At 44.5% G+C, this 12,639-nt stretch carries 8 protein-coding genes; 5 read left to right on the forward strand and 3 right to left on the reverse strand.

What is annotated here, in order from left to right:
- Positions 1-33: 33 nt before the first annotated feature.
- The 3 genes from NSB03_RS11665 to NSB03_RS11675 are packed head-to-tail and all read right to left on the reverse strand — an operon-like array spanning position 34 to position 3,729.
- Positions 34-1,053 carry an AI-2E family transporter gene (locus NSB03_RS11665; RefSeq protein ID WP_135038611.1) on the reverse strand — a complete coding sequence of 340 codons (1,020 nt, stop codon included), beginning with the start codon at positions 1,051-1,053 and terminating at the stop codon, positions 34-36.
- Positions 1,054-1,111: 58 nt separating this feature from the next.
- Positions 1,112-2,365, reverse strand: coding sequence for a sensor histidine kinase (locus NSB03_RS11670; RefSeq protein ID WP_024987313.1), 1,254 nt, complete (start codon positions 2,363-2,365; stop codon positions 1,112-1,114).
- A gap of 5 nt (positions 2,366-2,370) precedes the next feature.
- The gene (locus NSB03_RS11675) at positions 2,371-3,729 is read right to left on the reverse strand and encodes a sigma-54-dependent transcriptional regulator (RefSeq protein ID WP_024987312.1); all 1,359 of its coding nucleotides are present in this window, start codon (positions 3,727-3,729) and stop codon (positions 2,371-2,373) included.
- A 376-nt stretch (positions 3,730-4,105) separates the two neighbouring features.
- Here NSB03_RS11675 and NSB03_RS11680 point away from each other — a divergent pair, with 376 nt between their 5' ends.
- The 5 genes from NSB03_RS11680 to NSB03_RS11700 are packed head-to-tail and all read left to right on the forward strand — an operon-like array spanning position 4,106 to position 12,244.
- A complete protein-coding gene (locus NSB03_RS11680) occupies positions 4,106-5,407 on the forward strand; it encodes a TolC family protein (RefSeq protein ID WP_024987311.1) in 1,302 nt (433 codons plus the stop codon).
- 16 nt (positions 5,408-5,423) lie between these two features.
- The gene (locus NSB03_RS11685; protein WP_024987310.1) at positions 5,424-6,671 is read left to right on the forward strand and encodes an efflux RND transporter periplasmic adaptor subunit; all 1,248 of its coding nucleotides are present in this window, start codon (positions 5,424-5,426) and stop codon (positions 6,669-6,671) included.
- Positions 6,672-6,683: 12 nt separating this feature from the next.
- Positions 6,684-9,089, forward strand: a complete 2,406-nt coding sequence (locus NSB03_RS11690) for an ABC transporter permease (RefSeq protein WP_217938398.1) — start codon at positions 6,684-6,686, stop codon at positions 9,087-9,089.
- 21 nt (positions 9,090-9,110) lie between these two features.
- Complete coding sequence (locus tag NSB03_RS11695; RefSeq protein WP_024987309.1) at positions 9,111-9,827, forward strand: ABC transporter ATP-binding protein; 717 nt, start codon at positions 9,111-9,113, stop codon at positions 9,825-9,827.
- On the forward strand, positions 9,824-12,244 hold the full coding sequence (locus tag NSB03_RS11700; protein WP_136014672.1) for an ABC transporter permease: 2,421 nt from the start codon (positions 9,824-9,826) through the stop codon (positions 12,242-12,244). Before NSB03_RS11695 ends, NSB03_RS11700 begins: the two co-directional genes overlap by 4 nt.
- Positions 12,245-12,639: the final 395 nt, after the last annotated feature.

Here is a 12,639-nt window from a genome sequence, read left to right on the forward strand (position 1 = left end):
CTCACAAAAGTACGCATTTTTTCGATAGTTCTTTCATTTTAGAAGAAGCTTATTTCGCGAATCCAGATATTCTTTTTTGAACATATCGACCAAAAGGAAGAATAGCGATAGCAACAGCGGCCCGAAAATGACTCCCATAAACCCGAATATTGGCAAACCGATGACTACGCCGAAAATAGTGATGAGCGGATGTATGTCTGCCATCTTCTTTTGGAGGATAAACCGGATAAGATTATCGGATTGGGAAATGACTATGGCGCCATACGCAAACAGACCGATTGCATTGAACCAGTCGCCCGTCAGGGCAAAATAGACAGATACCGGAATCCATACCAATGCAGTACCTACCATCGGAATAATAGTGGCGAAGCAAGTGAAGAAGCCCAAAAGCCATATATTGGGGGCGTCGAAGATGAGGTAACCTATCATCGCGACCCCTCCCTGGATAACTGCCAGCAGAGGGATGCCTATGGCATTGGAACGCACAATCATAAATATCTCATTTGTTACTTCCTGCGTATTTTTGTCATTGAAGGGAAGGATGTCATCAATGTAAGCTTCCATTTTTCTTCCACCCATGAGCATGAAATAAAGGATGAATATCATGACGAACAGGTTGATAGCGAGGCTGCTGATACTGCCCATGATAATTTGCCCGATACGTGGTGCTAAAGAAATGAGGAATGACAATGTATCGTTACCCAAAACGTCGTATCCGGTTTTTGTCTTGATGGCTTCTGCGGTTTGCTGGATTGGCCCGATAAAGGTTTGAGGGTCAAGATTAATGTTCTTCAGTAAGTCGACGAGTAGCCATACCGTCAGCCCCACGGGAACTAGAAAAACGAGAATTGTTTCTACGATAATCAATAGTGCGGCAATGCTGCGTTTCATATTTTTCTTGTTCAACAGGTAGCCCATTTGCCCGCGTACAAGAATATAAATGGTAAGTGCGCCCAGCAATCCCCCCATAAAAGGAGTGATTTGTCGGAAAATAATGACTCCCATTAATAATATAATGACAATGAGTGAATATCTCCAGTATTTTTCTTTCATGCTTTTTATGTAATAAGTTCTTTACACAATAACACATAAAAGCATGAAACGGTTTGTTTTATAGCGGTATATCAATGTGAAAAACTGTTTTCCCGGGGGAGCTTTCCTTGACGGTGAGATGTCCGCCGTGAAGGCGGATGATTTGTTTGCAGAGACTTAACCCGATGCCGCTGCCTTCTGATTTGGTGGTAAAAAAGGGAATGAATATCTTTTCCTGTAATTCGGGTGGAATGCCCGGGCCGTTGTCCGCAATGTCGATGGATATGCGTTCGGTTTGTAGTGCGTGGATACTGATTTTCCCTTTTTCTGTTCGTTCCAGTGCTTGTATGGAGTTTTTCAGAAGGTTGAGCAGGAGTTGGGAGAGTTGGTTTTCGTCGCCTTTCATATAAATCGTTTTGGGATGACAGGTCAGTGTAAAGGTGATATTGCTTTCTTGGAAGTCACCGGACAAGAGTTCACGGAGATTCTCCAGGGTTGCCGTAAGTGAGAAAAGTTTCTTTTCGGGTTGCGGCAGGTAGGAGAGATGGCGGAAGGATTCGGTAAATTGCAACAAACGTTCGCTTTGTGCCTGAATGATGCGAAGTCCGCGAACCGCTTTCTCGTTGATGTCCGGATAAGCGGACAGTGTTTGCGACAGGGAGATAATAGGGGCGATGGTATTCATTATCTCATGGGTGAGTACATGGCTTAATTTGTTCCACGATTCACTTTCCTTGTCGCTAAGTTCGTCACCGATATCCTTGATAGACAGAAGGGTAATTGTTTCATTTTGTAGTTTCATCCGGTTTTGCGAAAGGCTGAGATGCTCTTTTCTGCCTTTTTCTTGCAGCAGGGATTCGAGTTGTCGGTATTGGGTTAATTGCTGGCAGCCTAATAAGGAAAGGGCGGTACTGTTTGCCATAATTATCTTTCCGGTAGAATCCCATGCCAATACACCGATGGGTACTTCTTCCAAGAGTGAGTGGTAGAAATGTTCCTGTTTGGAGTATTCTGATTGGGTTTTGGCAAGCAGAAGGTTGATGCGATTGAGAGAGCGGTTCAGCTTTTCCTGTTCTTTGCTGACGTTTTGTTCAGGGAAGTAAAGCATATTGTCCTTATCTTCTATGGCGTCGAAAAAGATACGCAGTTTTTGGTTGAATGAATTCAGTTTGTTTACCAGTCCGCTGATTTGGAGGAAGGAGCAGATAATTAATAGTGTGCCTATCACAAATCCGCGTTGGGAGATGATAAGCCAGATGCCTGTTCCCGCGTTGGCGAGAATAAGCACAACGTGTAGCAGTATAATCCAATAGAGGTGTCGGCTGAATATCATGCAGTTCAGGGTTTGAAGCGTTTTAGTTTGTTGTAGAGTGTCTGACGACTGATTCCCAGTTGTTCGGCAGTCGCAGTCAGGTTTCCGTTGTTTTGCAGGATGGCTGTTTCAATGGCTTGCCTTTCCACTTCTTCCAGATTGGGGACGGTGCTGGTGGTTTGCGGTTTCCAGGTCTGTTTTACCAGAATGTCTTTGGGACGTATCACGTTGCCTTCACATAAGATAACGGCTTTTTCGATAGCGTGCTGCAACTCCCGGATATTGCCTGGCCAGTGGTAAGAACGTAGTTTTTCTATCGTTTGCTCATGCATCCGCATTTCCGGACGTTGGTATTTGGAAGCGAAACGGTGGAGAAAGGTTTCGATGAACAGAAGTATATCGTCTCCCCGTTCCCTCAATGGAGGGATTTCCAAGTGGATAGTGTTGATACGGTAAAATAAGTCTTCGCGGAATAATCCTTGTTTCACCATTTCAGGAATGTCTTTATTGGTGGCGGAAATGAGTCGTATATCAACGGGGACGACTTTATTGCTTCCAATTCGGGTGATATTTCTGTTTTGTAGTACAGTCAGCAATTTGGCTTGCAGTGCAAGGGGAAGATTACCAATCTCATCCATAAAAAGAGAACTGCCGCTGGCGGCTTCGAACTTTCCCGGACGGCTTTCGTAGGCGTCCGTAAAAGCCCCGCGCTCGTGTCCGAAAAGTTCGCTCTCAAAAAGGGATTCGCTGATAGCTCCCATGTCAATACTTAGCATTGAGCGGGGATTACGTGGTGACAAGCGGTGTATTTCCCTTGCCAGCATTTCCTTTCCGGTTCCGTTTTCTCCGGTTATCAGGATATTGGCGTCTGTCTTGGCTACTTTATTGACTACCTTTATTAATTGCAGCATGGCGGGAGAATGTCCTATCAGCATTTCCGGTTTGTTCGGATTGACGGAACCGGTGGTTTGGCTTTTTGATTTTGGGGAACTTTTCCCGTTTGATTTATGATTGTACGCTTCCTTTATTTTTTGAACCAGTGTCCGGTTGTCCCATGGCTTGAGAAGGAAATCGGTAGCTCCGTTCTTCAAGGCTTTCACGGCCAGTTCCACATCTCCATAGGCGGTTAGCATCACCACAGGCAGCGTGGGACGGATTTCGTGAATACGTTTCAGCCAGTACAATCCTTCGTTGCCGTTATTGATGCCTGCCGAGAAATTCATGTCAAGGATTACAATATCAATGGAAGTGGTGGTGAGCAGTGTTGTTATTTGGTTAGGATTGGCGGCAGTACGGACTGTGCTGAACTCATTTTCGAGCAAAAGTTCCAGTGAAGCCAACACACTTTTATTATCATCTACTATCAAAATAGTTCCGGTTTCCATATATGTAAGATTGGGGGTATCTGTCTGGGGTGAATGATTCTTTAAGTTTTCGGGTAAAGATATTCGTTTTTGCTTTTTCCTGCAAGGGAGTGTCCAATAATTAGACGTTTTATGATAGATTTCCTGAAACATGGCTTTATTCTATGTTTTTCGTAAGGAATGATAGGAGTTTGAATGTTGAATAATTGTTGTTTGTATGCAATTTATGCTGGCTCTTTTTTGATAACGTCCAATTTTTAGACGTTATGGTGTTTAAAAATTGGACGGAAACGGTAAGGTGTTTCTTGTTATCTATCTTGTAATCAGTGAATTATATATTGTGGCATTATGTTTGCTTTATTATTCGTATAGAACACAACCGCATATATACTGAAGAATGAGGAATATATTCTTTTTATTGTTTTTATTACCCGCCATTGCATATGCTCAACCGGCAATGAGTCTGGACGAATGTATCCGCCTGGCATGGAAGCAGAACCCTTCTATACGGAACAGTGCTATCGGCATAAAGGAAGCACGGGCGGATTATGCTGCTGCTATCGGTACATTTCTTCCCCGCATAGTAGCCGACGCAGAAACAGGAAAGCGTTTCGGGCGTTCGATAGACCCGGATACCAATGGATATACGGAAAAGACTTTTGAAGAAGGAACAGTAGGTCTTGATATGACTTTGTCTTTGTTTGAAGGATTCTCACGTATCAATCAGGTTCGTTTTCGGAAAATAAACTGGGAACGTAGTGAGTGGGAACTGAAAGACAGGCAGAATGAACTGGCTTATCAAGTGACGGATGCTTACTACAAACTGGTTTTGGAAAGAAAACTCTTGAATCTAGCTTTGGAACAAAGAAGGTTGAGCGAACGATACTTGAAACAAACCGAGACATTTGTGGAACTGGGCTTGAAATCCGTTTCCGACTTGCAAGAGGTGAAAGCCCGCAGGGAAGGGGATATATATCGTTATCAGTCCCGTGTCAATAGTTGTCGGTTGGCATTGCTACATTTGGAACAGTTGATGAACTTTCAGCAGGGCGACACACTTGTCGTTCAGGATACGATTGTCGAATTGAGTAAACTCCCGCTGCTTTCACTCCCCTCTACGGAAACATTGTATGGGCAATCCTTGGAAACACTTCCTGCCCTGCGTATGATTAGCTTGAAGCAGAAAGCCGCGCGCAAGGAATATGCGATGGCAGGCGGAGCTTTTTCTCCTTCTGTGTATGCCCGCTTTACGATAGGTTCCAATTTCTACAATACTGCATTTTCCGCCAGACAATTACGGGATAATATAGGAAAGTATATCGGCATTGGTATCTCTTTTCCTTTGTTGAGTGGTTTTGAACGTCTGACGAATCAGAGGAAGCTGAAACTGAACCTGTATCGCCTGAAGAATGAGGAAGAACTGGAGAAGCAACAGTTATATACCGACATTGAACAAACCCTTCTTTCTCTTCATGCCGGATATATGGAACATCAACAGGTATTGCAGCAATTGAGTGCGGAGAGTCAGGTTTTGAAAGAGTCCGAACGGAAATGGGAAGAAGGGCTTATTTCTGTCTTTCAGTTAATGGAAGTCCGCAATCGTTTTATCTCCGCCAAAGCAGAACTGGTCCGTGTGCGCTTGCAGGTAGAGATGATGCTGAAACTGGAGAAATATTATCGGGAAGGAACTTTTTTATAAAAACAGAATTAATCTTATGGATACACCTATTGAACGCAAGTCCGGCATTACCCGCAAACACCTATATATAATAGGTGGCATAACCTTTGCCATTGCCGTTATTTTATATTTCATGTTCAGAGATACTGCCTCTACCATGACTGTGGAGAAAGAACGTCTGACGATTGCCACCGTTGAGCGTGGTGAATTTAACGATTATATCCGTGTCATCGGTCAGGTAATGCCCAACCGTATTATTTATATGGATGCCGTGGAAGGCGGACGCGTGGAAGAACGTCTGAAAGAAGAAGGTGCCATGGTGAAGGCAGGCGACGTGATTCTGCGTCTCAGCAATCCGCTGCTGAACATTGGCATTATGCAGAGTGAAGCGGATTTGGCTTATCAGGAAAACGAACTCCGTAATACCCGTATCAGCATGGAGCAGGAACGCCTGCGTTTGAAACAAGAGCGTATCGGTCTGTATAAAGACAGGATGATGAAACAGCGCCGTTACGAACAATACAGTCGTCTGATAAAGGAGCAACTTATTGCACAAGAAGATTATCGTCTTGCCAAGGAAGAGTATGATGCGGCCAAGGAACAGTTGGAGGTCATTGACGAACGCATTCGGCAGGATAACATTTTCCGTGAAAGTCAGGTAAACAGCTTGGATGAGAACATACGTAATATGAAGCGGAGCCTCGCCCTGGTGCGCGAACGAATTGAGAACCTGAAAGTGAGAGCTCCTATTGACGGACAGGTAGGTAATCTGGATGCACAAATAGGGCAATCAATAGCGGCAGGTGAGCATATCGGGCAGATTATAACTTCTGATTTGAAGGTGCAGGCACAGATTGACGAACATTACGTGGAGCGTGTTGTACCCGGACTGCCGGCCGACTTTACACGTGACGGTGCCAGCTATAAACTGGAGGTGATAAAACCCTATCCGGAAGTAAAAGAAGGACAGTTCCGCACCGATTTGCAGTTCACTGCCGGACGACCGGAGAATATACGTGCAGGGCAAACTTATCATATTAATCTACAGTTAGGCGACCCCGCACAGGCTATTCTGGTGCCGCGTGGCGGATTTTTCCAAATAAGCGGTGGGCGATGGATGTATGTTGTGGATGAAAGTGGTAAATTTGCTGTTCGTCAGCCCATCCGTATCGGACGACAAAACCCACAGTATTATGAGGTTACTGAAGGATTGAAGCCTGGTGACCAGGTGATTGTTTCCGGATATGAACTGTTTGGCGATAACGAGAAACTGATACTGAAATAACTCCATGATATGATAAATTATCTCTCACAAGTAATACGTAGTCAGCGGGTTAAGAAATCTCTGACACTGATAAATATAACAGGATTGTCTGTCTGTATTGCAACAGCACTGCTCATCATACTTTATGTATGGACGGAGTTGAGCTACGATTCATTCCATGATTCCGAGCGTGTATATCGTGTCGAAAGTCGGTTGTATGAAGGTGAGACGCTGACAGACAACTGGGCGACTACGGCTTACGGTCATGCACCTGCAATGGCTCGTGAAATTGCCGGCATTGAGAAGTATGTCCGTGTGACGGCGCAAGACCGCGAACAAGTGGTGAATTATTTTGAAAGGAGGTTTGCCGAAGAGCATTATTGCTACACCGAACCTGCTTTTTTTGAGATATTCAATTTCCCGGTAATTAAAGGGGATAAGGTCGGGCAACTGGTGCGTCCTAATACGGTGGTGCTGACCGAGAGTGCGGCAAACCGTTATTTTGATGAAGAAGACCCAATAGGCAAGGTGTTGACTTTCAGTACGTCTTCATCGCAGCAGAACTTTGAAGTAACTGGTGTGATAGCAGATATGCCCGTCCGTTCCCATCTGCAATATGATTTTTTACTTTCATATAGTACGATTCCCAAAGAACGGCAGGATATTTGGTACATTCATGGAGTTTACACCTATGTCCGTCTGATGTCCGGAAAGTATCCGGCGGAGATTGAAGAGGCTTTTCTCAATATATCTGATAAGTATAAGACCGATGCACTGAAACATAAGACTTGGGCGGTGGAGCTGATACCGCTGAAAGACATTCACCTCACTCCACAGAAAGCCTACGAGAAAGAAGTAAAAGGGAGCCGGACTGCGGTTCTTATACTATTGGTGATGTCCGTTGCCCTGCTACTGATAGGTTGGGCAAATGCCTTGAATCTGACTGTGGCGCGTTTCTTGGAACGCGGGCGTGAGTTCGGGTTGCGTAAAGTTTTTGGTGCTTCGCGCCGTCAGATTATAATTCAGGGACTTCTAGAATCCGGTTTTATGAATCTGTTGGCTGTGTTGATAGCCCTTGGCTGGCTGGAACTCCTTTTACCTCTTGTATATCGTTGGGCAGGGCAGAACTTCGGGGCGGATATACTGATTTCATCAGCTTTTTGGGGAATTGTAGCCGGAGTGGTTGTTGTCGGCACATTTGTCGTGGGGCTTTATCCTTCTTGGCTGATGGTTACTATACGTCCGTCGGAGATTATGAGGGGAAAACTGTTACACGGCAAACGTGGCAACCGTATAAGGAAAGTGCTGATTGTGGTTCAGTTTATGGCTTCTTTTGTCCTAATTACCGGCACGTTCACAGTGGTTAGGCAGGTGTGCTATATGCAGAGTGAAGATTCCGCCGATTCTCATTCACATATGTTGGTCATTAAGTACCCTTCATTTACCGAGGGGCTGGCGTTGCGTCTGGAAAGTTTCACCAAGCGTCTGAAACAGCGGGCAGACGTAAGCTACGTAGCCGTTTCGGGAGCGGTTCCCGGGGTGGAGGTAGCCAATTATTTCACCAATCGTCCTTACGGAAGCGACCCTTCACAAGTGAAACTGATACAGATGTTTGCCGTAGATTATGATTATCTATCTGCCTACATGCCCGCCATGATTTGCGGGCGGTGTTTCTCTGAGGACTTCGGCGGCGATCTCAACCGGATAGTACTTAACGAGGAAGCGGTCAGGTTGTTAGGTTACGAGTCGCCCGAAGCTGCATTGGGACAGCAGGTTAAAATGGAGGTGGTGGGCGACCCGCTCGAAATAATCGGGGTGGTGAGAAACTATCACCAACAGTCGCTTTCTGTAGCTTACAAACCTATTATATTCTTTTTGAAAGAGCGGGTACCGTTTATTGCGACACCTTATATTTCAATCCGCCTGACAGGTGACGGAGGAGATGGTACTTTGGCGGAAATCGAGCAAATGTATCGTGAATACTTTCCGACTTCTTTGTTCTCTTATTTCTTTTTGAGTGACTTGAATACTTTCTTATATAAATCAGACCGTAATTTTGGTTGGATATTTGCCAGTGCTTCTTTACTTGCGGTGTTTGTGGCATGTCTCGGATTATGGATTGTGACACTGTTTTCAACCTTATCGCGCTTGAAAGAAGTAGGTATCCGCAAAGTGCTTGGTGCAAATAAAACCTGTCTGTTCTTTATCTTGACTAAAGAATTGATGTTGCTTACGGTGTTGGCATCTGCCATCGGCATACCCGTGTCGGCTGTGTTGATGAACGGATGGTTGGAAACGTATGCTTTCCACATTTCGTTGCCTTGGTGGATATATCCGGCTGCTTTCGTGCTGCTGTTGCTGATTGCGTTCCTTACCGTTTTTCAACAAGTATGGCGCATTATCTGTCTGAAGCCGATGCGTATTTTAAAATATGAATAATTAATAAATATTGAACTGATTATGATTAAGACTGAAAAACTGACAAAACTCTTCGCAACCGAAGAGGTGCAGACTAAAGCATTGAACGAAGTCACCTTGCAAGTGGAACAAGGGGAATTTGTTGCTATAATGGGTCCTTCGGGATGTGGCAAGTCAACACTGCTGAATATATTGGGTACGCTCGATTCTCCCACTTCCGGCTCTTATTTATTTGAAGGGAAACAGGTGGATAAAATGAACGAAAATCAACTGACTGCTCTTAGAAAAGGTAATCTCGGCTTTATTTTCCAGAGTTTCAACCTGATTGATGAACTGACCGTATATGAGAATGTGGAATTGCCCCTTGTCTATATAGGTGTCAAAGCCGACAAGCGCAAAGAAAAAGTAAATAAAGTACTCGAAAAAGTGAATCTGTTGCATCGTGCCAACCATTATCCCCAGCAACTGTCCGGCGGACAGCAACAGCGTGTAGCGATTGCCCGTGCTGTAGTGACGGATTGCAAATTGCTTCTTGCCGATGAACCTACGGGAAATCTGGACTCGGTGAACGGTGTGGAAGTGATGGAACTGCTGAGCGAACTGAACGGCCAGGGAACTACTGTTATCATCGTTACCCACTCCCAACGGGATGCTATGTACGCACATCGTGTCATTCAATTGCTGGACGGACAGATTGTAGCCGAAAACATCAACCGCCCGCTGGAAAAGAATATGTCATCTAAAAAAGAAACTGTATGATAGGAAATTATTGGAATAGTGCTTGGCGGAATCTGATGAAACGGAAAAGGTTCAGTTTCATTAATATATTCGGACTGGCGATTGGCATGGCGTCGGCACTGCTGATTCTTACCTATGTGACTTTTGAATTCAGTTTTGATAAAATGCATTCAAAATATGACCGTATCTATCGGGTGCAAAGTACGTTCCATGAAGGGGAGGTGCTGACCGACTATTGGGCAAGCAGCTCCTTCGGATATGGCTCGGCTATGAAAGAGAACCTTGCCGGAATAGAGGATTATGCCCGTATCGGTTCCCTGTTTCAACCAGAACAAATAGTGAAATACGGTGAACTGACCTTGCGGGAGAACCAGATAGCCTATGCTGAACCCGGCTTTTTCCGCCTTTTCGATTTCGAACTTCTGAAAGGCGACAAGAAAACCTGTCTCTCCATGCCGGGACAAGTGGTAATCACCGAACGCATCGCCCGCAAATATTTCAAGGACGAAGACCCTATCGGAAAGATATTCATCTTTACCGGAGCATACGATAAAATATCATGTGAAGTGACCGGAGTGATGAAAGAAATGCCTTCAAATTCACATATACATTATAATTTTCTGATTTCGTATAAGTCTCTGCCCAAGTATGTACAGGAATATTGGTACAAGCACGAGGCTTATACCTACGTCCTGCTCGACTCTCCCGAAAGGAAAGTGGAAATAGAGAAAAAATTTCCCGTAATGGCGGAAAAGTACAAGACGGATGAAGCGTTGAAAAACAAGATATGGGGGGTCTCTTTAATTCCTTTGGCGGATATACATCTTACTCCGCAAGTAGGATACGAAGCGGAGACAAAGGGAAATCGTTCTTCGATGATTGCTTTGATTTTTGCTGCCATTGCTATTTTGGCTATTGCATGGATAAACTATATAAACCTCACCGTAGCCCGTTCGATGGAGCGTGCCAAAGAAGTAGGAGTGCGGCGGGTAGTGGGAGCTTTCCGCAAGCAGTTGATTCACCAGTTCCTGTTTGAGGCATTAGTGATGAATCTGATAGCTTTTGTACTTGCCGTAGGATTGATAGAACTGATTCTTCCGTACTTTAACCAACTGGTAGGCCGTACCGTTACTTTCTCCGTTTGGCTGATGGATTATTGGTGGATTCTATTGGTTCTTGTATTCATCGCCGGAATATTCCTTTCCGGATATTATCCGGCACTGGCTTTGCTGAACCGGAAACCGATTACATTATTGAAAGGAAAATTCCTGCATAGCAAATCTGGCGAACGGACACGGAAAGTATTGGTTATCATTCAATATACGGCTTCGATGATATTGCTTTGCGGTACATTGATTGTCTTTGCGCAATTGAACTTTATGCGTAACCGGTCTTTGGGAGTTAAGACGAATCAGACATTGGTGGTCAAGTTCCCCGGTCATACCGAAGGGTTGAATACGAAACTGGAAGCGATGAAAAAGACGATTGCACGTCTTCCGTTGGTGCATCGGGTCACTTTCTCCGGTGCTGTGCCAGGTGAGGAAGTGGCGACCTTCCTTTCCAACCGCCGCACCAACGATGCCCTGAAACAGAACCGCTTGTATGAGATGCTTGCCTGCGACCCCGATTATGTGGATGCCTATGGATTGCAAGTCGTAGCCGGAAGAAGTTTCTCGGAAGATTATGGAGACGATGTAGATAAACTGGTGATTAACGAAACGGCTGTACGTAATCTGGGCTTCACATCTAATGATGAGGCGATAGGGGAGTTGGTGACCGTTGAATGTACCGATGCTCCGATGCAGATTATCGGAGTAGTGAAAGATTATCATCAACAGGCATTGAGTAAGAATTACACACCTATCATGCTGATTCATAAAGATAAGATTGGCTGGCTGCCACAACGTTATATCTCTATTGTGATGACTTCCGGAGACCCTCGTGAAGTGCTGTCACAGGTGCATGAAATTTGGAGCCAATATTTTGCAGATTCCAGTTTCGACTATTTCTTCCTCGACCAGTTCTTCGACCACCAATATCGTCAGGATGAAGTATTCGGTGTGATGATTGGCTCTTTCACCGGACTGGCAATTTTCATTTCCTGCTTGGGACTTTGGGTATTGGTCATGTTTTCATGTTCCACACGTACCAAAGAAATGGGAATACGTAAAGTCCTCGGAGCTTCCCGTTGGACACTCTTCTATCAGTTGGTTAAGGGATTCTTCCAGTTGATTCTGATAGCGGTTGTCATTGCCCTTCCGATAGCTTGGTTTAGTATGAATGTCTGGTTGAGCCATTACGCCTTCCGCACGGATTTGAAAGCATGGTTCTTTATTGTACCTGTATTGCTGATGCTGTTTATCTCATTCGTAACGGTAGCTTTCCAGACCATGAAGATAATAATGAGCAAACCTGCCCGTTCTTTACGATATGAATAATCTCTGAATCACTCCATCGGGTATTCGTTAATATCCGATAGATTTATGTTAAATGTTAACGAATCTATTGCTTTTATTAAACCATGTTATAAGATGCGCCGCTTTGGTCCGAAAATTTGGAGATATGCGGAAAGTCCGTATCTTTGCAATGTGTTTTTCATAGTATTAGATTTAAGGTTAACAAAAAAGATTGGCTGTCTGGGATAGATAGCCTTTTTTTATGCCCTTTACTCTCCTTCTATTTTTCACAAGTATATCTCAGGGGCAGTCTGAAAATTTGGGGGATTTGATTCAGTATACAGCCATATCCCTAAAAAAAGATTGATTCCGGTGCGGGGCTGAATCAAAGCAGTACTGAAGTAAGCCGAACTATGTACTTGAGTTCCTCAAGTCTC

It is taken from the genome of Bacteroides acidifaciens (assembly GCF_024623065.1).
Lineage (GTDB): Bacteria > Bacteroidota > Bacteroidia > Bacteroidales > Bacteroidaceae > Bacteroides > Bacteroides acidifaciens.